Source organism: Rhodospirillaceae bacterium, assembly GCA_016712715.1.
Taxonomy (GTDB): domain Bacteria; phylum Pseudomonadota; class Alphaproteobacteria; order Dongiales; family Dongiaceae; genus Dongia.
The window spans coordinates 1,115,001-1,135,131 of record JADJQM010000002.1; the positions used below are offsets into that span (position 1 = coordinate 1,115,001).

The 20,131-nt window shown below is 64.9% G+C and carries 26 protein-coding genes; 16 read left to right on the forward strand and 10 right to left on the reverse strand.

Annotation, left to right across the window (positions count from 1 at the left end):
* Positions 1-68 precede the first annotated feature (68 nt).
* The gene (locus tag IPK59_16140) at positions 69-1,913 is read left to right on the forward strand and encodes an EAL domain-containing protein (protein ID MBK8160228.1); all 1,845 of its coding nucleotides are present in this window, start codon (positions 69-71) and stop codon (positions 1,911-1,913) included.
* A 130-nt stretch (positions 1,914-2,043) separates the two neighbouring features.
* Here the strand turns inward: IPK59_16140 and IPK59_16145 are convergent, their stop codons facing one another.
* Positions 2,044-2,415, reverse strand: coding sequence for a nuclear transport factor 2 family protein (locus IPK59_16145; GenBank protein ID MBK8160229.1), 372 nt, complete (start codon positions 2,413-2,415; stop codon positions 2,044-2,046).
* 115 nt (positions 2,416-2,530) lie between these two features.
* On the opposite strand from IPK59_16145, the gene IPK59_16150 reads away from it, so the two are divergent.
* Complete coding sequence (locus tag IPK59_16150) at positions 2,531-3,343, forward strand: helix-turn-helix transcriptional regulator (GenBank protein MBK8160230.1); 813 nt, start codon at positions 2,531-2,533, stop codon at positions 3,341-3,343.
* Here IPK59_16150 and IPK59_16155 read toward each other — a convergent pair.
* Positions 3,323-3,751 (reverse strand): DUF2000 domain-containing protein, encoded by a 429-nt coding sequence (locus IPK59_16155; GenBank protein MBK8160231.1) that lies wholly within the window; start codon positions 3,749-3,751, stop codon positions 3,323-3,325. The two genes, IPK59_16150 and IPK59_16155, sit on opposite strands and share 21 nt — an antisense overlap.
* Between IPK59_16155 and IPK59_16160 the strand changes: the two genes are divergently transcribed.
* Entirely contained in the window at positions 3,750-4,658 is a 909-nt protein-coding gene (locus IPK59_16160) for an AraC family transcriptional regulator (GenBank protein ID MBK8160232.1), read from the forward strand. The two genes, IPK59_16155 and IPK59_16160, sit on opposite strands and share 2 nt — an antisense overlap.
* 16 nt (positions 4,659-4,674) lie before the next feature.
* Here the strand turns inward: IPK59_16160 and IPK59_16165 are convergent, their stop codons facing one another.
* On the reverse strand, positions 4,675-5,400 hold the full coding sequence (locus IPK59_16165; GenBank protein MBK8160233.1) for a hypothetical protein: 726 nt from the start codon (positions 5,398-5,400) through the stop codon (positions 4,675-4,677).
* A 142-nt stretch (positions 5,401-5,542) separates the two neighbouring features.
* Here IPK59_16165 and IPK59_16170 point away from each other — a divergent pair, with 142 nt between their 5' ends.
* Entirely contained in the window at positions 5,543-6,058 is a 516-nt protein-coding gene (locus tag IPK59_16170; GenBank protein MBK8160234.1) for a DUF1993 domain-containing protein, read from the forward strand.
* Positions 6,059-6,095: 37 nt separating this feature from the next.
* On the opposite strand, the gene IPK59_16175 is transcribed toward IPK59_16170, so the two are convergent.
* Positions 6,096-7,349: a D-amino acid dehydrogenase gene (locus tag IPK59_16175; protein ID MBK8160235.1), complete on the reverse strand. Its 1,254-nt coding sequence runs from the start codon at positions 7,347-7,349 to the stop codon at positions 6,096-6,098.
* A gap of 181 nt (positions 7,350-7,530) precedes the next feature.
* On the opposite strand from IPK59_16175, the gene IPK59_16180 reads away from it, so the two are divergent.
* The 4 genes from IPK59_16180 to IPK59_16195 are packed head-to-tail and all read left to right on the forward strand — an operon-like array spanning position 7,531 to position 11,802.
* Complete coding sequence (locus IPK59_16180) at positions 7,531-8,766, forward strand: MFS transporter (protein ID MBK8160236.1); 1,236 nt, start codon at positions 7,531-7,533, stop codon at positions 8,764-8,766.
* Positions 8,766-9,992: a Zn-dependent hydrolase gene (locus IPK59_16185; protein MBK8160237.1), complete on the forward strand. Its 1,227-nt coding sequence runs from the start codon at positions 8,766-8,768 to the stop codon at positions 9,990-9,992. The genes IPK59_16180 and IPK59_16185 overlap by 1 nt, the downstream gene beginning before the upstream one ends.
* 14 nt (positions 9,993-10,006) lie before the next feature.
* Entirely contained in the window at positions 10,007-11,200 is a 1,194-nt protein-coding gene (locus IPK59_16190) for an OsmC family protein (protein MBK8160238.1), read from the forward strand.
* A complete protein-coding gene (locus IPK59_16195) occupies positions 11,197-11,802 on the forward strand; it encodes a DUF938 domain-containing protein (GenBank protein MBK8160239.1) in 606 nt (201 codons plus the stop codon). The genes IPK59_16190 and IPK59_16195 overlap by 4 nt, the downstream gene beginning before the upstream one ends.
* Here IPK59_16195 and IPK59_16200 read toward each other — a convergent pair.
* From IPK59_16200 to IPK59_16210, 3 genes are read right to left on the reverse strand one after another with little or no spacing between them, the layout of a single operon-like run.
* Entirely contained in the window at positions 11,799-12,356 is a 558-nt protein-coding gene (locus IPK59_16200; GenBank protein MBK8160240.1) for a GNAT family N-acetyltransferase, read from the reverse strand. The two genes, IPK59_16195 and IPK59_16200, sit on opposite strands and share 4 nt — an antisense overlap.
* Position 12,357: 1 nt before the next feature.
* Entirely contained in the window at positions 12,358-12,543 is a 186-nt protein-coding gene (locus IPK59_16205; protein ID MBK8160241.1) for a hypothetical protein, read from the reverse strand.
* A 28-nt stretch (positions 12,544-12,571) separates the two neighbouring features.
* Entirely contained in the window at positions 12,572-12,847 is a 276-nt protein-coding gene (locus IPK59_16210) for a GIY-YIG nuclease family protein (protein MBK8160242.1), read from the reverse strand.
* Positions 12,848-13,036: 189 nt separating this feature from the next.
* Between IPK59_16210 and IPK59_16215 the strand changes: the two genes are divergently transcribed.
* The gene (locus IPK59_16215) at positions 13,037-13,342 is read left to right on the forward strand and encodes a hypothetical protein (GenBank protein MBK8160243.1); all 306 of its coding nucleotides are present in this window, start codon (positions 13,037-13,039) and stop codon (positions 13,340-13,342) included.
* Entirely contained in the window at positions 13,339-14,754 is a 1,416-nt protein-coding gene (gene cls / locus IPK59_16220) for a cardiolipin synthase (GenBank protein MBK8160244.1), read from the forward strand. Before IPK59_16215 ends, cls begins: the two co-directional genes overlap by 4 nt.
* Here the strand turns inward: cls and IPK59_16225 are convergent, their stop codons facing one another.
* Positions 14,755-15,345 carry an endonuclease/exonuclease/phosphatase family protein gene (locus IPK59_16225; GenBank protein ID MBK8160245.1) on the reverse strand — a complete coding sequence of 197 codons (591 nt, stop codon included), beginning with the start codon at positions 15,343-15,345 and terminating at the stop codon, positions 14,755-14,757.
* 172 nt (positions 15,346-15,517) lie between these two features.
* On the opposite strand from IPK59_16225, the gene IPK59_16230 reads away from it, so the two are divergent.
* Both IPK59_16230 and IPK59_16235 read left to right on the forward strand, forming a co-directional pair.
* Positions 15,518-16,135, forward strand: coding sequence for a LysE family translocator (locus IPK59_16230; protein MBK8160246.1), 618 nt, complete (start codon positions 15,518-15,520; stop codon positions 16,133-16,135).
* 7 nt (positions 16,136-16,142) lie between these two features.
* Positions 16,143-16,550, forward strand: coding sequence for a DOPA 4,5-dioxygenase family protein (locus tag IPK59_16235; GenBank protein MBK8160247.1), 408 nt, complete (start codon positions 16,143-16,145; stop codon positions 16,548-16,550).
* Positions 16,551-16,553: 3 nt separating this feature from the next.
* On the opposite strand, the gene IPK59_16240 is transcribed toward IPK59_16235, so the two are convergent.
* Positions 16,554-16,922: a hypothetical protein gene (locus IPK59_16240; protein MBK8160248.1), complete on the reverse strand. Its 369-nt coding sequence runs from the start codon at positions 16,920-16,922 to the stop codon at positions 16,554-16,556.
* 148 nt (positions 16,923-17,070) lie between these two features.
* Here IPK59_16240 and alkB point away from each other — a divergent pair, with 148 nt between their 5' ends.
* The 3 genes from alkB (at position 17,071) to IPK59_16255 (ending at position 19,089) form a co-directional block, all read left to right on the forward strand.
* A complete protein-coding gene (alkB, locus tag IPK59_16245) occupies positions 17,071-17,706 on the forward strand; it encodes a DNA oxidative demethylase AlkB (GenBank protein ID MBK8160249.1) in 636 nt (211 codons plus the stop codon).
* A gap of 79 nt (positions 17,707-17,785) precedes the next feature.
* Positions 17,786-18,229, forward strand: coding sequence for a carboxymuconolactone decarboxylase family protein (locus IPK59_16250; GenBank protein ID MBK8160250.1), 444 nt, complete (start codon positions 17,786-17,788; stop codon positions 18,227-18,229).
* Positions 18,226-19,089, forward strand: a complete 864-nt coding sequence (locus IPK59_16255) for a sigma-70 family RNA polymerase sigma factor (GenBank protein ID MBK8160251.1) — start codon at positions 18,226-18,228, stop codon at positions 19,087-19,089. The genes IPK59_16250 and IPK59_16255 overlap by 4 nt, the downstream gene beginning before the upstream one ends.
* On the opposite strand, the gene IPK59_16260 is transcribed toward IPK59_16255, so the two are convergent.
* Complete coding sequence (locus IPK59_16260; protein MBK8160252.1) at positions 19,086-19,580, reverse strand: DUF1772 domain-containing protein; 495 nt, start codon at positions 19,578-19,580, stop codon at positions 19,086-19,088. The genes IPK59_16255 and IPK59_16260 overlap by 4 nt on opposite strands.
* 178 nt (positions 19,581-19,758) lie before the next feature.
* On the opposite strand from IPK59_16260, the gene IPK59_16265 reads away from it, so the two are divergent.
* Positions 19,759-20,115 (forward strand): DUF1428 domain-containing protein, encoded by a 357-nt coding sequence (locus tag IPK59_16265; GenBank protein MBK8160253.1) that lies wholly within the window; start codon positions 19,759-19,761, stop codon positions 20,113-20,115.
* Positions 20,116-20,131: the final 16 nt, after the last annotated feature.

Consider the following 20,131-nt stretch of genomic DNA (forward strand, 5'->3'; position numbering starts at 1 on the left):
CTTGGACGGCCCGGATCTGACCGGGTGGCCAACCGGGGATGGCTCCGGGGAATCGAAAAAGGCCCTAGATGCTGCGCGCCCTTGAGATATTTGCCGAGCACCCGGTCCAGCTGTCATTTGCGCTGGCCTCATTGCTGGCCTTGCTCGGTCTCGGCCTGGTCGTCTTGCGGCTGCTGCCGCGCTCGGCAAGGGCGACGGCGGAAGCGGCCGAGTTGCGGGCCAGCGAGGTTCGGCTGCGGGCAAGTGAAGCGCGCTTTCGCCAATTGGCAGATGCCACCTTCGAAGGTCTCGTCATCCACCGCGATGGCATTGTCATCGACGCCAACACCGCCATGGCCGCGATTGTCGGCTGGCCCCAGGAAATGCTGATCGGTCGCAACCTCTTCGATCTCTGCGCTCCCTCCAGCCATGACCAGCTCCGCGCGCAACTGGCGAAGTTGGCAAGGGGCGAAGCGCCGGTCGCCGGCGATCCACCCATCGAGATCAATCTGCGCCATGCCGATGGCAGCGCCATTCCGGTCGAAATTCACGCCCGCACCATGCCGTTCGAGAATGGCGATGCGCGGGTCGTCGCCGTGCGCGACATCCGCGAGCGGAAGGCCGCGGAGGAGCGCATCCTGCATATGGCGCATCACGATGCGCTGACCTCGCTGCCCAATCGCAACCTGTTTCGTGACCGTCTCGGCCAGGCGATGGCGCGTGCCAAGCGCGGTGGCAATACCGTGGCTGTGCTCTGTCTCGACCTCGACCGCTTCAAACCGGTCAATGATCTGCTGGGTCCGGAAATCGCCGACGAACTGCTGCGTCAGGTAGCGCTCCGCCTCACCGAATCGATCCGCGCCGACGACACCGTGGCGCGTCTCGGCGCCGACGAGTTCGCCCTCATCCAGGTCGGCCTCTCGCATCCCGACGGGCCGGCGGTGATGGCCGACCGGTTGGTGAAGGCGATCGCCGAACCCTTCTGCATCTGCGGCCATCACATCGTCATCGGCACCAGCATCGGTATCGCCCTCTATCCCAGCGACGGAATCAGCGGCGATGAGCTGGTGCGTGCCGCCGATAACGCCCTCGACCGCGCCAAGGCGTCGGGCGGCGGCACCTTCCGCTTCTTCGAATCCGAGATGGACCTGCGGCTGCAGGAGCGCCGGCATCTGGAACGCGATCTGCGCCAGGCCTTGATGACCGAGCAGTTGGAGCTCCACTACCAGCCGCTGCTCGATTGTGATCAATTGACCGTGCTGGGCTGCGAAGCGCTGCTGCGCTGGCGCCATCCGGAACGCGGCCCCATCTCGCCGGCGGACTTCATCCCGCTGGCCGAGGAAAGCGGGCTTATCATGCAATTGGGCGCCTGGGTCCTGCGCACCGCCTGCAGCGAGGCGGCCGGCTGGCCCGATGACAAGATTGTGGCCGTCAACCTCTCGCCCATTCAGTTCCGCCAACCGGACCTTGCCGAGCAGATCCTCGCCATTCTAGCCGAAACGGGCCTTGCCCCGAACCGGCTCGAACTGGAAATCACCGAGGGTGTGCTGATCGAAGATACCGAGCGTACGCTGGCGGCTCTCACCATTCTCAAGAATGCCGGTATCCACATCTCGCTCGATGATTTCGGCACCGGCTTCTCATCCTTGAGCTACCTGCAGCGTTTCCCCCTTCGACAAGATCAAGATCGACCGCTCCTTCATCTGGGCGATGGAGCAGAATCCGGATTCCATGTCGATCGTGCGCGCGGTCATCGCGCTCGGCCGCTCGCTGCGGATCACGGTCACGGCGGAAGGCGTGGAGACGCCGACCCAGCTCGCCTGGCTGCAGAACGAGGATTGCGACCAGGCCCAAGGCTATCTGCTGGGCAAGCCCATGCCACGGGGCGACATTGCCAAGCTCTGGGCAACGCCACCGCTGCGGGCCCAGACTGAACTGCCCCTGTCCGAACTGCCCCTGCGCCAGTCCAAGGCGGCGGAGTAACCGCACGCCCCGGATCTCTGCGGACCGCTTCCGACACGCGACGGGATTTCCCGCCAACTTACCAGCATCGGGTGACCGGTTTCACGCTGCGACCTGGTCGAGAAAGCCGGTGACGCTCGCGATCCGCCCGTCGCCGCTGACGATCACGAAATCGGTGCCATGGGCGATGGGTGAAGCCGCTCGGTCGCCATTGGCACCGAGGAACCAGGAAAAGCGCAGGCGGTTGTTATGCGCCACGGCCCCCTCCTTCAGCGTGAAGCTATGGCCGGGAAAGCGCGCATGTACCGCGGCGATGAGGGCGTCGATTTCCTGGCGGCCGGTCCCTTGCATCATCGGATCGACATATTCCGCATCGGTGCACCAGTTCGTTTCCAACATGGCTCGCCGCCGGTCGATATCGATCTCGTTCCAGCAGGCGATGTAAGTCCGGGCCAGTTCCTGTGCATTGATCATGATGTTCCTCCTCAGGGGTTTCGTCGAACGAACGGAATTTGGCGCGGCCAAAACCATGCGTCGATTACCCGGGAGGTAATGGCGGCGATAATGTCGCCACGCTATGATCGGCCCCATGCAGATACCAGCCGTCACCACGACATTGCAGAGCGCCGGCGATCATCTGCGCCATTGGCGCCAGCGTCGGCGCCTGAGCCAGCTCGATCTTGCCTTGGAGGCGGAGATTTCGGCCCGGCATCTGTCCTTCCTGGAAACCGGCCGCGCGGCGCCCAGCCGCGAGATGGTGCTGCGCCTGGCCGACCGGCTGGAGATTCCCTTGCGCGATCGCAACCTGCTGCTGCTGGCGGCGGGTTTTGCACCGCTCTATCCGGAACGCGGTCTCGACGATCCGTCCTTGGCCCCGGCGCGGGCTGCGATCGACGCGCTGCTCGCCGCCCATGAACCCTATCCAGCGCTCGCCATCGACCGGCATTGGCAATTGATCACCGCCAATCGCGCGGTGGCGCCACTGGTTGCGGGGGCCGCGCCGCATCTTCTGGCCGCACCGGTCAATGTGCTGCGCCTCAGCCTGCATCCCCAGGGTCTCTCACCGCACATCGTCAATCTCGGGGAATGGCGCCATCACCTGCTCGACCGGCTCAAGCGGCAGATCGCCATCAGCGGCGATCAGCTGCTGCAGGATCTGCTGAGGGAGTTGCTGGACTATCCAACGCCCGTCCATGACGCTGGCCCGGCCGCGCCTGGATCGGCGATTGCCGTGCCGCTGCGCCTGCGGACATCCCAGGGCGTCCTATCCTTTCTCAGCACAACGATGGTGTTCGGCACGCCGGTCGACGTCACCCTCGCCGAACTGGCCATCGAGACCTTCCTGCCGGCCGATCCCGAAACAGCGGTAGGACTGCGGCAGCTAATCGCCGTGGAGGCTTAGTCCCTTCACCACCTTGTCGACTTCCTTGCGCGGGGCGTGGATGGCGAGCCCCACGAGGTCGAGGGCCTCCGTCGGCACGGCGGCCACCGCGGCCCGGTTGTCCTGGTCGTTGCCGGTCGCAAACAATTCCCGGGTATAGATCGAAACCTGCAGGTTGCGGTCGCTGGCCCGCTGGCGGGTGCGCGCGAGTTCCGCGCCGCTGGCGGCAAAGATCAGGATCGGCTGGCGGATGAGCTTGCCGTAATGCTTGCCCGATCCGTCGCGATAGAATTCACCCGGTAATTCCGGGTAGGATCCGGGCAGGCCGCCGGCCAGGAAGCTGGCGACATTGAGCTTCTGCCAGGTGGCGAGGTCCGCGCGGACCAGGATGGCGATCTTGGTGTCGAAACGTTGAGGCATGTCTGTCATGGGCCGGAAAATAGCCGAGCCGAAATCAGTGGGTCTTGAACGATCCTGCGGAAATGGGCACCGGGACTGGCTGCGCTATGCCCCGGCCGCACCGGGCATCGGGCGGTTGGAAGCCTTTTTTACCGGTCATGCCTATGATGATCATCGCCACGACACCTATGCCTTGGGACTCACTTTGTCCGGCGTGCAGAGCTTCGATTATCGCGGCGCGCGCCAGGACAGTGCTGCTGGCCAGGTCATGGTGCTGCATCCCGACGAGTCCCATAACGGCCGCGCCGGCGTCGTCGAGGGTTTTCGCTATCGCATGATCTATGTGGCGCCGCACCTCATCACCGCGGCGCTGGGTGGCCGTGTCCGGCATCTTCCCTTCCTGCGCGAGGCGGTCTCGCAAGAGCCGCATCTGGTTGCCGCCTTACGCCAGGCCCTGGGCGATATCGATCAGCCACTGGAAGAACTGGCGGCCGACAATGTGGTAACGACCCTGGCCGAGGCGCTCATCGCCAATGATCCCACCGCGCGGAAATCAGCGCGCGGCAGGCCGCAGAAAAATGCCTACCGCGAAGCCGACCTTGCGCGGCAGTTCCTCGATGCACATTGCGCCGAACTGGTGACCTCGGACGCGCTGGAGAAAGTGAGCGGCCTCGACCGTTTTTCACTGACACGCCAGTTCCGCACCCATTTCGGGACAGCGCCCTATAACTATCTGGTCATGCGGCGCCTGGAACGGGCGCGTGACCTGCTGGTGGCCGGCGAGAGCTTCGCCGAGGCGGCGCTGCAGGCGGGCTTTGCCGACCAAAGCCACTTCATCCGCCAGTTCAAGCGCGCCTATGGCGTCACACCCGGGCATTGGCGGCAGATGATCCGTGCTGCGGGCCGCGGCGCCAACGGTTCCGGGCCAGTCGCCTAATCGGAGGAATGGCCTGTCAACTGCCGCCGCGGGCCGCGGCCCGGGCCAGATAATCGCGCGCCGCCGCATCGATTGTCGCCCAGTGCGGCAGCAGGTCGCGGCGGAACAGCACCCGGTAGCCGTAATCCCGCCCGATCTGCCGGCGCAGTGAGCAATAGCTGCCGGTGCCGGTCGAGGGCGGCACGTCGGTGCGGCAATCGATCGATGTGTCGACGATCTTGCCGGACCGCCGCAGGTAGAAGATGGGGGCGGTCTCGTCCGGCTGCGCCGGCTCCAGTGCCTCCAGTCCCGCCTCCGCGACATTGCGCCGGACATAGACCGCGCGGCCACCGTCGGGTAGCAGCTTGGAGCGCGGATCATAGTGATACTCTGTGCCGGCAATGCGGGCCTCGCGTCCCGGCCAGTCGGCGAAGTTGACGATCAGGGGACGATCCGCCGCCGGATTGCTTTCCGGTGCCAGGACATCGATCTGAACGACACTGCCGGCAGCCTTAGGAAAACCGGCGATCAGCCTGCCCGGCTGCATCTGCAGGGCCACGCGGGCCAGGTTTGGTGGCGTCTCAAACGGCAACACCGGCCAGATCTGCAACACCTCGGCGCCGGCAAAGTCAAATGTGGCACCCCCGACCCGGTAAAGCTCCGCCTTGGGGGTTGGCGGGGGCGGCGTCTGGCTGCAACCGAGCAGTGCGGCACAGGCGCCAAGCAGCAGTGCAACCCCGAAGGTTCTGCAAAGATCGCGCATGACGACATCTCCCTGCCGGGCATGAGGATTAGCCGATACCAACATAACATAGCCTTGGTCGATTTATGCCGCCAGCCGTCTGCGAATAGGGTATCTCTGCCGCCATTCAGCCACCGCCAAACCCGGAAAGAGGGAACCAGCCATGATGCATAAGATCGTCGTTTCGCAATTCACCAAGATGCTGGGCAATCTCAGCGCCATCCTCGACAAGGCCGCAGCCTTTGCCGAGCCGAAGAAGATCGACATGGAGGTGCTCTTGAACGCGCGCCTCGCCCCCGATCAGTTCAACCTGCTGCGCCAGATCCAGATCGCCTGCGATACCGCCAATCTCGGCGCCGCGCGCCTGACGGGCAAGGAAGCAACCACGCCGTCCTTCCCCGACACGGAGAAGACCCTGGCCGAGGCGAAGGCGCGCATCGCCAGCACGATCGAGATCCTGCGCAAGCTGACCGAGGCCGACTTTGCCGAGTCCGCCACGCGCCGCATCTCGCAGCCGCGCTGGGAAGGCAAGACCCTGTCGGGCGAGGAATTCCTCATTCAGCACGTGGTGCCGAACTTCTACTTCCACCTCACCACCGCCTACGCGATCCTGCGCCATAACGGGGTCGATGTCGGCAAGAAGGATTATCTCGGCGCCATGCCCTACCGGGCTGCGTAAGCGGCTTGCCCCTCTCCTTGCTGGGGAGGGGCTGCCGTCACCGGTACCGCTCAAGCCCCAGGCCGCTCACATCGATCTCGGGCTTGCGGCCGGCGATCATATCCGCCACGACGCGGCCGGAACCACAGGCCATGGTCCAGCCCAGGGTCCCGTGGCCGGTGTTGAGATAGAGATTGGCAAAGCGCGTGCGGCCGATGATCGGCGGCCCGTCCGGCGTCATTGGCCGCAGGCCGCACCAGAATTCGGCGCGTGACGCGTCACCACCCTGCGGGAACAGGTCGCTCACCACATGCGTCAGCGTTCCGCGCCGACCTTCGCGCAAGGTGAGATTGTAGCCGGCGAGTTCCGCCGTCCCGCCCACCCGGATACGATCACCCAGCCGCGTGATGGCGACCTTGTGCGTCTCATCCATCACCGTGGATTGTGGCGCGCCCTCATCCGACGTCACCGGCAATGTCAGCGAATAGCCCTTCACCGGATAGATTGGCAGCTTCAAGCCCAGCGGCGCCAACAGCAGCGGCGAATAGCTGCCCAGCGCCACGACATAGGTATCGCCCGTGACGGTGCCGCTTGCCGTGGTGACGCCGCTGATCCGGTCGCCCTCGCGCATCATGCCATTGATCGTGACATCGTAGCGGAACTGTGCCCCCGCAGCTTCGGCGAGGCTGCGCAGCGCGTTGGTGAACTTGAAGCAATCGCCGGTCTCGTCCTGCGGCAGCCGCAATCCGCCGACGAACTTCTCGCGCACATGCTTCAGGCCCGGCTCGACTTTCAGGCAGCCCTCGACATCCAACACTTCATAGGGAATCCCGGTCGCTTTCAGCACCCGCGTGTCGGACTCGATGCCGTCCATCTGCTTCGAGAGGCGGAAGAGCTGCAGGGTCCCCTGCATGCGCGCGTCATACTGGATGTTGGTTTCGGCGCGCAAAGCCGCCAGCACCGCGCGGCTGTAGCTGGCGATGGGCAGCATCAGGCCCTTATTGTGCGCATAGCGTGCGGCGGTGCAGTTGCGCAGCATCCGCAGGCCCCACAGCCACATGGCGGGGTCGAGCTTGGGCCAGATCACCAGCGGCCGGTGCCGCATGAACAGCCATTTCAGCGCCTTCAGCGGAATGCCGGGTGCAGCCCAAGGCGCCGAATAGCCGGGCGAAACTTCGCCGGCATTGGCAAAGCTGGTCTCGAGGGCCGGCCCCGCCTGGCGGTCGAGCACCACCACCTCATGCCCGTCGCGGGCCAGGAAATAGGCCGTGGCGACACCGATGACACCGCTGCCCAGGACGACGATCTTCACGATGAACTTCTCCAAGAAGCAAAGACTGATAGGCCCTTCTAGCCGATCGCGTGCCCGGCGCCCAGTTGCCAGGTCGGTTTGGAAGGCTGCCCGCCTCACATGACAGGCATGCCGCAGCGGGAATTGTCGGCTCGGGCCCATTCCGCTACCAAGAGCAGCAATAAGTCAGGGAAGAAAACCTATGAACCATCCAAGAGGCGCGCGTGCGATCGAGGCGCCGGACAGCCGCTATGCCTGGCTGCGCCTGCTGGCCGCCCTCGCCATCGCCACCATCGGCGGCATCGGCCTGTGGTCGGCGGTGGTGATCCTGCCGACCATCGAGCTCGAATTCGGCGTCGGCCGTGGTGGCGCGTCGCTACCCTATACCGCCACCATGATCGGCTTTGCCGCCGGCGGGGTGATGATGGGGCGCCTTGCCGACCGCCGCGGTATCATGGTCCCGCTGCTCCTTGGCACCTGCGTCCTTGGCATCGGATTCGTGGCCGCGTCCTTCGCGCAAACCTATTGGCAGTTCATCATCGCCCAGGCGCTCCTCATCGGCATGCTGGGCAGTTCCGCGACCTTCGGCCCGCTGGTCGCCGATGTCTCGCTCTGGTTCCAGCGCAAGCGCGGCATCGCCATCGCCATCGTCGCCAGCGGCAATTATCTGGCCGGCGCCATCTGGCCGCCCTTGCTGCAGCAGGCGATCACCAGCTTCGGCTGGCGCCATGCCTATGCCGGCATCGGTGTCGTCTGCGTGGTGACCATGCTGCCACTGGTGCTGCTGTTGCGCCGCCGCCCGCATATCGAGCCCGCGCCGGCTCTCTCCGCCGATACGCCCGCCAGCGCCTTGCCCAGCACCACGCCGCCCTATCTCCAGGGCCTGCTGCTGTTCGCCGGCATCGCCTGCTGCGTCGCCATGTCGATGCCGCAGGTGCATATGATCGCCTATTGCGGCGATCTCGGCTATGGCGCCGCGCGTGGTGCCGAGATGCTCTCCATCATGCTGTTCATGGGTGTCGTCAGCCGGCTTGCCTCCGGTCTCATCGCCGATCGTATCGGCGGCCTGGGGACGCTCATCCTTGGTTCCACCCTGCAATGTTTGGCACTCATCTTCTATCTGCCCTTCGACGGGCTGACCTCGCTCTACATCGTCTCGGCCCTGTTCGGCCTCAGCCAAGGTGGCATCGTGCCGAGCTATGCCCTCATCGTGCGCGACTATTTCCCGGCGCGTCAGGCCGGCATGCGCGTCAGCATGGTCCTGATGGCAACCGTGGTCGGCATGGCGCTGGGCGGCTGGCTATCGGGCGCCATCTACGATCTCACCGGCTCCTATGACGCGGCCTTCCTCAACGGCATCGCCTGGAACCTGGCCAATATGGCCGTCGCCCTGTGGCTGTTGCTGCGCCGCGCGCAGATGCAGCGCGTGCTGGCCTGATGCCGCGGGTCAACGGCCAGCGGCTGCTGGACGATCTCCGGCGCCTGCGCGCATTCGGGGCCACCGGCACGGGCGTTGTGCGCCTTGCTCTGTCACCGGTTGACCTGGCTGCCCGCCAATGGCTGGCGGATCGCATGAGCGATGCCGGGCTCGATGCCGCGATCGATGGTGTCGGCACCGTTTATGGTCGCGCCCGCCAATCCGGTAAGGCGCTTCTCATCGGCTCCCACACCGATACGCAGCCGAGCGGCGGCTGGCTCGACGGCGCTTACGGCGTCATCTGCGGGCTCGAAATCGCGCGCGCCCTCCGCGAAGATCCAGCCACCAGGGGCCTCGCCATCGATGTCGCCGCCTGGATGGATGAGGAGGGGACCTATGCCGGCTATCTCGGCAGCCGCAGTTTCGCGGGCGAGCCGGTCGACGACCTCATCGCCAGCGCCGGCAACGCAGAAGGTGAAAGCCTTTCCGCGGCACTCACGCGCGCCGGCTATGCCGAGCGGCCGCGCGTCACCTTCGATCCCGACCGCCATGTCGCCTATCTGGAGCCGCATATCGAACAGGGCGGCCGGCTCGAATCTGCCGGCAAGTCGCTCGGGGTCGTCACCACCATCGTCGGCATCCGCGAAATGCGCGTGAGTTTCACCGGCGCCCGCAACCATGCCGGCACCACGCCGATGGCGATCCGCCGCGACGCCGGCGCGGCGCTCATTGATTTCGTGCCGCGCCTTGATGCCGCCTTCCGCGCGCTGGCCGATGCCGACACGGTCTGGACCATCGGCCGCATCTCGCTCGATCCCGGCTCGCTCAGCGTCATCCCCGGCCGGGCGGAATTCCTGCTGCAATTCCGCGACGGCGATCCCGTGCGCCTTGCGCGGATGGAAGCCGCCTTGGCCGATCTGGTCCGTGCGGTCGATGCCGCCGGCCCCGTGCGGGTGACCCTCGACGAACATGACCTGCCGGCCGATCCGGTCGCCATGGACGGCGCCCTGCAGCAGCATCTGGCCGACGCGGCGCAGGCACTGGCACCCGGCAAATGGCTGCATATGCCCAGCGGCGCCGGCCACGATGCCCAGGTGATTGCCAGGGTGATGCCGGCCGCCCTGCTGTTCGTCCCCAGCATCGGCGGCATCAGCCATGACTTTGGCGAAGATACCGGCGATGATGATCTGGTGCTGGGATGCGAGGTCGCGGCGCAAGCGGCCGCCGCCATCCTGCGCGGAAGCTGACAAGGAGTTTGCCGATGGCGACCGAGCCCTTTGATTTCAAAAGCGCCGATGGGCATCAACTGTCTGGGCGCCTCGATTTGCCGCAAGGCTCGCCGCGCGCTTATGCGCTCTTTGCGCATTGCTTCACCTGCACGAAGAACTCGATCGCCGCGGTGCGCATCGCCCGCGCCCTCACCCAGCGCGGCATCGGCGTGCTGCGCTTCGACTTCACCGGCCTTGGCGACAGCGAAGGGGAGTTCGCCGACAGCACCTTCAGCGGCAATGTCCGTGACCTGGTGGCTGCCGCCGCACAGATGACAGCGGCCGGCATGCCGCCCAAACTGCTCATCGGTCATAGTCTCGGTGGCGCCGCCGTGCTGGCCGCCGCCGGCGATATCGACAGTGTCACCGCCGTGGCGGTGCTGGCGGCCCCGTTCGACGTGCAGCATGTCACCCAGCAATTCGGCGAGGGCCTCGCCACTTTGATGGAACATGGCGAGGCCAAAGTCGATCTCGGCGGGCGGCCTTTCAATATGCGCCGCTCCTTCATCGACGATCTCCGGCAACATGACCAGGGTGCCCGCATCGCCGATCTCAAGCGCGCGCTGCTGGTCCTGCATTCGCCGACCGACCAGACTGTGGGCGTCGAGCACGCCGGCGCCATCTTCCAGGCAGCAAAACACCCCAAAAGCTATGTCTCGCTGGCCGATGCCGATCACCTGCTGACGCGCCCCAGCGACGCGGCCTACGCCGCCGATGTCATTGCCGCCTGGGCCTCGCGCTATCTGGGGTCCGACCAGGAACTTGCCGCCGAGATTCCCGACGACCGCATCGTGGTCGAGGAAACCGGCGGCGGCAAATATCAGGTTGTGGTCAAGGCCGGCACGACACGCTTCATCGCCGATGAGCCGGTCTCGGTGGGTGGGCTCGGCTCCGGCCCATCGCCCTTCGACCTGCTGGCTTCTGCGCTTGGTGCCTGCACCACCATGACTTTGCGCATGTATGCTGAACAGAAGGGCTGGTCGGTCAACCAGATCCGCACCAGCATCGATCATGAGAAGGACAAGGAGCAGTCGCCGCCGGACCTCTTCACCCGCGAGATCACCTTGGCGGGTGACCTCGATGAGGCGCAGCGCGCGCGTTTGATCGAGATCGCGGAACGCTGCCCGGTGCACCGCACCCTGACGGCGGGTGCCCGCATCGCCACCACGGAAAGGCGCGGCGGATGACCGGCGATCCCAGGCGCTACGCCCCCGCCACGCAACGCAACCGCGATGCCATCCTTGCCGTCCTGCGCGATGTCCTGCCCACCACGGGCACCGTGCTCGAAGTAGCAAGCGGCAGCGGCGAGCATGTCATCCATTTTGCCCGCCATCTGCCCGACCTCACTTTCCAGCCGAGCGACCCGATGGCTGAAAGCCTGGAGAGTGTCGCGGCCTGGGTGGGGTCGAGCGGCGTCGCCAACATCCTGCCGCCGCTCAGGCTGGATGCGACCGAGCGACCCTGGCCGATCGAGACGGCCGACGCCATCCTGTGCATCAACATGATCCACATCGCCCCCTGGGCGGCCGCGGAAGGGCTGCTGGCGGGCGCTGCCGCCCTCTTGCGGTCCGGCGCCCCGCTTTACCTCTACGGCCCCTATAAGCGTGGCGGCCGGCAGACGGCGGACAGCAATCAGGCATTCGACGACCAGTTGCGGGCGCAAAACCCTGCCTGGGGGGTGCGGGACCTGGAAAAGGTCGCCGATCTGGCGGAATCCCTGGGGTTTTCGGCCCCCAGCATCACCGAAATGCCAGCCAACAACCTCAGCGTCGTCTTCCGCCGCCGTTAAGGTCGGTTGAGCCGGTAGAGGAGATGCGGCCGCAGCCAGTGCCCCTCGGCAAAGCGGGGGTCCTGGAAATCGCCGTCCGGGTCGCGCTGCATGCCGAGCTTTTCCATGACCCGGTGCGAGGCGGTGTTCTCGACATGGGCCGCTGCCACGATCTCTTCCACGTCATGTTCCGCCCAGGCCCGGGCAAGGCACCCGGCGGCGGCTTCCGTGGCATAGCCCTGGCCCCAGAAATCCCGGCCGATGGTCCAGCCGGCTTCGACCAGGGGTGCGCCGCGCATCACGGCGCGGGAGGGTTCGTCGACGAGGCCGATGCCGGCATCGCCGATCAGCGCGCCATCTGATTTCCGTTCAACGGCGCGCCAGCCGAATCCGGTTTCCGCCAGTTCCTCGATATAGCCATCGATCCAGCGGCTGGCTGTTTCGGCATCGATCACACTGCGGAAAAATCTGCGTGAGATCGGATCGGCGAGGAAGGCGGCATAGGGCAGGCGGTCGCGGTCTTCCCAATTGCGGATGATGAGGCGCTCGGTTTCGATCGGCGCAATGCTGCGCACGTCAGCGCGGCTGTTCGATCAGGCGCTCGACGGCGGTGAGGACCATGAGTGACCGGCGATGCATTTTCCAATCGCCCGCACCTTCGAATTGCGCGACGCGGCTCTTGGCGATCTGCAACGCGCTGTCGCGATAGCGCGCGACCAGTTCGGCGGCAGCCGTGTCATAAGCTTCGACAGTGTCCATCATGATTTTTCTCCACCCCCAACAACCGAATTCAGTCTTCTTCTTTTGGCCGGACGCTGCGCCGGAACTGCCGGTCACGCTTCAGGTACCATTCCCGGCTCATTGCTTCCCGCCGTGTCGCATATTGCTCACTATAGAGCAATGTCCAAGCGCCGCCACGAGTCGACTTGGCCCCAGTTCCGTTATTATGTTGCGCCAGCCGCCGGTCCAGATACAGCGTCCAACCCACATAGGTTCGGTAGCCACGCGCGGTTTGGCACCCTAGAATGTAGACGAAACAAGGCGATGGCTGTTCCTCATCGGGCATGACATCACTTAACGACCTTAACGCGGGCGAGGGCATATCTAATATATTTCTGCCAAACTGCAACAGGGTCCGGAAAATCGTCCGCCGGAACCGATCGGATGGCACCCCGTTATGCTCGCAGCAAGACAAGGATGTTCCAGCCTGATGACTGATCCACTGCCCGCCCGATCCGGCAGCCCATCGCCACGGTTGGACGAAGATGCCCAATCGGCAGAAAATCTGGCGGAAAAAAATATCGAGAAGCTGATCGCGCGTTTGCCGGATTGGGCGGCGAACGCAGCGCGGTTCATTCGCCAACCACGCGCGCGCTGGGTGCGTTTGCCGGTGGCGATCTGCCTCATTCCCGGTGGGTTGCTGGGCTTCCTGCCGGTGCTCGGTCTGTGGATGCTGCCCCTCGCATTTCTGCTGTTGTCCGTCGACATGCCCATCCTGCGCCGCTACACACACCGCTTCATCAATTGGCTTGCCGCGCGGCATCCAGCCTGGTTCCGATGAACGAGAGCCTCTCCTTTCTCGCCACCGAATGGCTGACGATCCTGCACGTGCTCTCGGCCATTGCCGTGACCTTCCATGTGCTCATCTACAAGCGCGATGTGCGGTCCGCAGCCGGCTGGATGGGCCTCGCCTGGCTGTCGCCGGTGATCGGCAGCGTTCTCTATGCGCTGTTCGGCGTCAACCGCGTGCAGCGCAAGGCCACCCGCATCCTGCGCCGTCGCCGCGCGCTTCATCAGCATGTCTATGAAGAAGGCGCTGCGAGAGAGGACTATCTCGCACCGCTGCAGATCGCCGTGGGCAGGATCACGCGCCGCCCGACCCAGGCCGGCAACGCCATCAAGCTGCTGCGCAATGGCGACGAAGCCTATCCCGCCATGCTGGCGGCGATCAGCCGGGCCAAGGTCAGCGTCGCGCTCTCCAGCTACATCTTCGAGGACGATGCGGCCGGCCGGCAATTCATCGAGGCGCTGGTCGCGGCCGAGGCGCGCAAGGTCGAAATCCGCGTCATTCTGGACGGTGTTGGCAGCGGCTACATCCGCGCCCCGGCCTTTGCTAGGCTGCGCCGCGAAGGCATCAACGTCGCGCGCTTCATGCATTCCTTCGTGCCCTGGCACATGGCCTTCCTCAACCTGCGCAGCCACAAGAAGATCCTGGTGGTGGACGGCAAGGTCGCCTTCCTCGGCGGCATCAATATCAGCAGCGGCAATCTGCTGAAGGAGAAGCCATCACACCCGGTCCGCGACGAGCATTTCGAAGTGAAGGGTCCGGTCGTGGCCCAGATCATGGAGGCGTTCGCCGCCGACTGGATCTTCACCACCGGCGAAGAGCTGCGCGGCAATATCTGGTTTCCGCCGCTGACGCCGGCAGGTCGTGCCGATGCACGCATCATCACCTCCGGACCCGATCAGGACATCGACAAGATCGAGTTCATGTTCCTGCAGGCGATCGGTTGCGCGCGCCAGTCGATCAAGGTGGTGACCCCCTATTTCCTGCCCGAAGACCGATTGATCACCGCCCTCTCTCTCGCTGCCATGCGCGGTGTCGCTGTCGAAGTGGTGGTGCCGGCCGATTCCGACCATGCCTTCATCGATTGGGCGACGCGGGCTCATGTCGAACCCTTCCTGCAGGCCGGCGGCCATATCTGGCGCGCGCCCAAACCGTTCGAACATTCGAAGCTCTTCACCATCGATGGAAACTGGTCCCTGGTCGGCAGCGCCAATTGGGACGTGCGCAGCATGCGGCTCAATTTCGAAATCAACCTCGAAATCTACGACAAGGCCTTTGCCCGGGAAATCGAGGCGGAGGTCGAGCGCAAGAAAGGCCGTGCCTTTACCCTGAAGCGGTTGAAGCAGCGTCCCTTCCTCATCCGACTGCGCGACCGCGCCGCGCGCCTCTTTCTGCCCTATCTCTGATCAGCTGCGCCTGAGATGCACTTCGATCGGATGGTGATCCGAGGGGCCGCGCGCCAGCACGCGCGCCTGGCTGCAGGCCAATTCACGCACCATGCAGCGATCCAGCCGGGTGCGCAATTTGTGCGTGGGATCGAGCGGTCCCACCTCGGTGAAGTCCGGCAGGATGATGCGCCCGACGGCATTGCAGTCACCGATGATGACCGTGGGGCCGCTGGTTGCTTGCGCAATGGTGAGCAATTGCCGCCGGTTCAGCATCTGGCCGTGCGACAAATGCACATTGGCAAAGGAGATGCCGTCGAATTTCAGCAATTGCGCGAGACGCGGCGGCACCCGCAGCGGCAAGGGCGAGACGGGCAGGGGAATGGAATGCGCCTCGCCCAGGTCATGGGGCGACCAGAAAGCGAGCCCATAGACCCGCCGCTGCATCCCTTGCCAGTGGAACGTGCCGCCGACGAAATGCGGCAGCGCCTCCAGCGGCTGCTTGGCTTCCTGCATCAGGAGGAGATCCGGCCGTTCCGCTTCGATGAGGGCGACGAGGTCGCCCACCACGGCGCCCCCGCGATGCCAGAGATTCCAGCTGATTACCTTGATCGTGTCGGTCATTCCCCGCTTGTCATCCACCGTTCGCATTGCCCCCATCCTAGCGCAATCAACCGCCTATGTGTGATGGGGTTCCGGCGGGGAGGGGGTCGCCACCGCCGTCGATTTGTTCTAGAACAGCGCCACAAGGATCCCACCCCCAAGGACCTCATCCTCGGAGCCAATTCCCATGACCCCCATGGCCCTGCTGATCTTCGCCGGCATCTATGCCCTGGCGGTCGTGACACCCGGCCCCGGTGTCGCCGCGGTCATCGCCCGCGCCATGGCGACCGGCCACAGGCGCACCCTGCCTTTCATCCTCGGCATGGTGTGCGGCGATCTCCTGTGGTTCGGCCTGGTGGTGAGCGGACTTGCCGTGCTGGCGCAGAATTTCTACCTGGTCTTCACCGTCATCAAATATGCGGGTGCCGCCTATCTGCTGTTCCTCGCCTGGAAACTGTGGCGGGCGCCCGCCACTTCGCCGGAGGAACAGGTCTATGTGAAGGGCGAAGGCCTGCGGCTTGCGGTTGGCGGCCTTTCCATGACCCTTGGCAATCCGAAGACGATGGTGTTCTTCCTCGCCATCCTGCCCCAGGTGGTGGCGCTCGAAAACATGACCGGCCTCGCCATCCTGGAACTTTGCCTGCTGATGGCAGTCATCCTCACCGCGATCATGATGGGCTATGCGCTGCTGGCGGCTCGGGCGCGCCGTTTTGTGGCGTCGCCCCGGCAGATGAAGCTGGTCAACCGCGCCACCGGCGGCGTCATGGCTGGTGTCGCCGTGGCCGTGGCGGGGCGCTGAGGCTGCCGTGGATCTCCATCCCATCGCCGAGATCGCCAGCTACCACGCCCATATCTATTTCGATGGGCCGGACCAGCGGGCCATCGCGCTGGCCTTGCGCGAGCGGATCGCCGAGCGCTTCAGTGTGTCTTTGGGGCGCGTCCATGACCGGCTGGTGGGACCCCACACGCGCGCCATGTATCAGATCAGTTTCGACGTGGCGACGTTCGCACAACTGGTGCCTTGGCTGATGATCAACCGCCACGGGCTTGCCGTGCTGATCCATCCCAATACCGGGCGCGAGCGAGCCGATCATCTCACCCACTCCCTTTGGCTGGGCGAGATGCTGCCGCTCGTCAATCAGGAGATGCTGGCGGAACAGGCCGAGGCGGAGGCCGCGCGAACCCCCAACACCGCTCCCACGCTCACCCCCTGATCCTCAATAGGCGCGCATCTCGTAATCGACCACGATCTCGGCGCCCTTGGCAAAAATGATGCAGTTGCGGCTGGGTGGCGAAACATCCTCGCAGCGCTTGATCGCCTCGGCTTCGCTGACGCCCGTGCCACCGCTGGGACCCGGCAGGCATTTGATGAGGCTGCAGCCGGATGGCGCCCCGCCGAGCCCGTCGGGTGTCACCGCGTAATAGGCTTCGTTGGCACCCAAATTCTTCAAGTAAATCTGATAGTCGGCCCAGATCGCGGGGGCGAGCGCGACGCGGTCGCCGGCGGCGGCCGGCAGGGCCACAAACCCGATGGCGATCAGGATCAACCACAATACGGTAAGGATAACGGCGGCAATCCAGCGCATGACACCCTCCCTGATGGGACGCTGATCGGTCCGGTATGTGAACCCAAAAACGGGTGCCGGGTTCCTGGACCCCATAAGTCATCGTTGTTGCCGCCGCTCTCGTCACTGGACAGCACCACATGCTGGGGATCATCTTTCACGCCGCATCATGACCCTGGATCTTTTCGCCCCACCCACTGAAACGCTTGCCGAGGGCGCGCTGTTGCTGCGCGGCTTTGCTCTGGATGCGGCGCCGGACCTGCTCGCCGCCATCACGGCCGTTGCGGCGGCTGCACCCTTTCGCCATCTGGTGACGCCGGGCGGCTTCCGCATGTCGGTCGCCATGACCAATTGTGGGGGTTATGGCTGGGTGTCGGACCGCAGGGGCTACCGCTATGACCCGGTCGATCCCGAAAACGGGCGCCCCTGGCCACCCCTGCCGCCGCTCTTTCTCGACCTCGCCCGGCGTGCCGCTGCCGCCGCCGGTTTCTCCGACTTTCGGTCCGATGTCTGCCTGATCAACCGCTATCTTCCCGGCACCAGGCTCACCCTCCACCAGGACAAGGACGAGGGCGATTTTACCCAACCGATCGTGTCGGTCTCGCTGGGGCTGCCCGCCACCTTCCTGTGGGGCGGATTGGCGCGCGCCGACAAGGCCCAGCGCATCCCCCTTGCCCATGGTGATATTGTGGTCTGGGGTGGGCCGTCGCGCCTGCGTTATCACGGCATCGCGCCCCTGAAGCCGGGATCGCATCCGCTGCTGGGCGAGCAGCGCCTCAATCTCACCTTCCGCCGGGCGCGCTGAATTTCTTTCGGGCGCCGTGTCACACCGACCAGGGCCCGCTCGTCATATCTGCGTAACGCCATAAACGCAGGAAAAGATCATGAAAGCCCGCCTCAACGCCTTTCACGCAGCGCCCAAGACCATGCAGGCCCTGTTGGACCTCAGCGAGCATGTGGAAAAATGCGGCCTGGAACACAGCCTTCTGGAATTGGTGAAGACCCGCGCTTCCCAGATCAATGGCTGCGCCTTCTGTCTCCACATGCACACCCGCGACGCCCGCGCCCAGGGCGAAACCGAAATGCGCCTCTATTTGCTGAGTGCCTGGCGCGAATCGCCGCTTTATAGTGAGCGCGAGCGCGCTGCCCTGGCCTGGACCGAGGCCGTGACCGGGATCAACCATGCGCCCGTGTCGGACGCTGATTTCCAGGCCCTGCAGGCGCAGTTCACGCCGGAGGAACAGGTGAAACTCACCTTGGCGATCACCACCATCAATGCCTGGAACCGGGTCAACGTCGCCTTCCAGACACCGCATCCGAAATCATGACCGAGCAGCTCGACTCCGCCGCCACCTTCGCGCCGCACCGGGCGCGGCTGGTCCGCATCGCCTACCGGATGCTGGGCTCGGTGGCGGAGGCCGAGGACATGGTCCAGGAAGCCTATCTGCGCTGGCACCAGGCGGACCGTGCCGCAGTCTTGAACGACCAGGCCTTCCTCTCCAAGGTGGTGACCAGGCTCTGCCTCGATCACCTGAAATCCGCCCGGGTGCAGCGCGAGACCTATATCGGTCCCTGGCTGCCCGAACCCGTGGTCGAGGTGGTGGCCGAGGCCGATGCCGACGATCTGACCTTCGCCCTGATGACCATCCTTGAGCGTCTGTCGCCGCTGGAGCGCGCGGCCTTCCTGCTCCATGATGTGTTCGGCATGGAATTCGATGAGGTGGCGGCGGCGATCGAGCGCGACCCCGCCGCCTGCCGCCAATTGGCAAGCCGCGCCCGCAGCCATGTGCGCGCCGCCCGGCCGCGCTTTCCCGTCTCTCCTGAGCAGGGGCGCAACATCGCCAACGCCTTCTTCGCCGCCGCGCGGCACGGCGACATGGCGGGACTGCAGCAATTGCTGGCCGAGGACGTGATCGTCTATGCCGATGGCGGCGGCAAGAAGACGGCGGCCCGCAAACCGATCATCGGGCGCGACAAGGTGCTGAGATTGTTCGAAGCCTTCACGCATTATTCGGGCTATGACAGCCCGCAGCTGCTCTATGACGGCGAAATCGACGGCCTGCCCGGTTTCGTCACGCGCGAGCAGGATGGCACGCTGCAGACCATGGCCTTCGTCCTCGAGGATGGCAGGATCAGCACCATCTATGTCGTGCGCAATCCCGACAAGCTGCGCCACCTGCAGAATTAGGCGGGGGCCCCACCACGCATCGCCAGGATGAATCCGGCGCTGGCGAGTGTTGCTGCCAGCATGCGGACATGGTTCCACAGCAGCCATTGCCGGAGATAGCGGACCCAGAGCGCCGCGGCCTCGGCACTCTCCGGCTGCATGGCGGCCAGCGCGTTGTTGAGCGGGACATTGCCGATCATGGTCACCCCGAACGTGCCGACGAGATAGAGTGCGCTGGCGCAAGTCAGGTAGCCGACGCCGCCGGTGGCAATGCCGAACCAGCCCAGGATTGCCACCGCCGCCGCCAGCACCGCCGTTCCCATGAAGACGCCCAGGAACAGCGGGTTGATCACCACGATGTTGATCGCTTGCATGGCGGCGATGGCTTCCGGCGCCGGCCGTTGCCCCAGCGCCCGCATCACGAAGCTCGAGAACGCGAAGAAGACCCCGCCGATGAGGCCGGCACCCAGGGCCGCGGCCAGGGTCAGGGGAAAGAGCAGAATCTCCGTCATGCTTGGCTCCGGAAATGGGGCATCGCGAACCGCGACGATACCCGACTTTTGTCACAGCGCGAAGGTTTGACAAGTGGTCAATAGGTTGATATCAACCTTTTACACAAGAACCGGAAGTAACTGCGGCAGGGCTCCGATCAGGACGCGCGTGGCCGCGCTCAATGAATCGGAGGAAACGATGCACTATGTCGACGGATTCCTGTTGCCCGTGCCGAAGAAGAACTTGACGGCCTATCGCAATCTGGCGCGCAAGGCGGCGAAGATCTGGCGCGAACATGGCGCGCTCGCGGTGTGCGAATGCGTGGGCGACCAGCTCGACACCAAAATGGGCCTGCCCTTTCCGCGCGTCATCAAGACCAGGCCCGGCGAAACCGTGATCTTTTCCTGGATTGTCTACAAGTCCCGCGCCCATCGCGACAAGGTCAATGCCAAGGTGATGGCCGATCCGCGCCTGGCCGGGATGGACATGAACAAGATGCCCTTCGATTTCAAGCGCATGGGCTATGGCGGATTCAAGGTGATCGTCAGCGCCTGATTCGCTCCCTTAGCCC

What these genes read in the sequence shown, in the direction of transcription:
- IPK59_16140 (MBK8160228.1), top strand. Translation starts at nt 69, where the DNA reads ATGCTGCGCGCCCTTGAGATATTTGCCGAGCACCCGGTCCAGCTGTCA.
- IPK59_16145 (MBK8160229.1), bottom strand. Translation starts at nt 2,415, where the DNA reads ATGATCAATGCACAGGAACTGGCCCGGACTTACATCGCCTGCTGGAAC.
- IPK59_16150 (MBK8160230.1), top strand. Translation starts at nt 2,531, where the DNA reads ATGCAGATACCAGCCGTCACCACGACATTGCAGAGCGCCGGCGATCAT.
- IPK59_16160 (MBK8160232.1), top strand. Translation starts at nt 3,750, where the DNA reads ATGGGCCGGAAAATAGCCGAGCCGAAATCAGTGGGTCTTGAACGATCC.
- IPK59_16155 (MBK8160231.1), bottom strand. Translation starts at nt 3,751, where the DNA reads ATGACAGACATGCCTCAACGTTTCGACACCAAGATCGCCATCCTGGTC.
- IPK59_16165 (MBK8160233.1), bottom strand. Translation starts at nt 5,400, where the DNA reads ATGCGCGATCTTTGCAGAACCTTCGGGGTTGCACTGCTGCTTGGCGCC.
- IPK59_16170 (MBK8160234.1), top strand. Translation starts at nt 5,543, where the DNA reads ATGATGCATAAGATCGTCGTTTCGCAATTCACCAAGATGCTGGGCAAT.
- IPK59_16180 (MBK8160236.1), top strand. Translation starts at nt 7,531, where the DNA reads ATGAACCATCCAAGAGGCGCGCGTGCGATCGAGGCGCCGGACAGCCGC.
- IPK59_16185 (MBK8160237.1), top strand. Translation starts at nt 8,766, where the DNA reads ATGCCGCGGGTCAACGGCCAGCGGCTGCTGGACGATCTCCGGCGCCTG.
- IPK59_16190 (MBK8160238.1), top strand. Translation starts at nt 10,007, where the DNA reads ATGGCGACCGAGCCCTTTGATTTCAAAAGCGCCGATGGGCATCAACTG.
- IPK59_16195 (MBK8160239.1), top strand. Translation starts at nt 11,197, where the DNA reads ATGACCGGCGATCCCAGGCGCTACGCCCCCGCCACGCAACGCAACCGC.
- IPK59_16205 (MBK8160241.1), bottom strand. Translation starts at nt 12,543, where the DNA reads ATGATGGACACTGTCGAAGCTTATGACACGGCTGCCGCCGAACTGGTC.
- IPK59_16210 (MBK8160242.1), bottom strand. Translation starts at nt 12,847, where the DNA reads ATGCCCGATGAGGAACAGCCATCGCCTTGTTTCGTCTACATTCTAGGG.
- cls (MBK8160244.1), top strand. Translation starts at nt 13,339, where the DNA reads ATGAACGAGAGCCTCTCCTTTCTCGCCACCGAATGGCTGACGATCCTG.
- IPK59_16240 (MBK8160248.1), bottom strand. Translation starts at nt 16,922, where the DNA reads ATGCGCTGGATTGCCGCCGTTATCCTTACCGTATTGTGGTTGATCCTG.
- alkB (MBK8160249.1), top strand. Translation starts at nt 17,071, where the DNA reads ATGACCCTGGATCTTTTCGCCCCACCCACTGAAACGCTTGCCGAGGGC.
- IPK59_16250 (MBK8160250.1), top strand. Translation starts at nt 17,786, where the DNA reads ATGAAAGCCCGCCTCAACGCCTTTCACGCAGCGCCCAAGACCATGCAG.
- IPK59_16255 (MBK8160251.1), top strand. Translation starts at nt 18,226, where the DNA reads ATGACCGAGCAGCTCGACTCCGCCGCCACCTTCGCGCCGCACCGGGCG.
- IPK59_16260 (MBK8160252.1), bottom strand. Translation starts at nt 19,580, where the DNA reads ATGACGGAGATTCTGCTCTTTCCCCTGACCCTGGCCGCGGCCCTGGGT.
- IPK59_16265 (MBK8160253.1), top strand. Translation starts at nt 19,759, where the DNA reads ATGCACTATGTCGACGGATTCCTGTTGCCCGTGCCGAAGAAGAACTTG.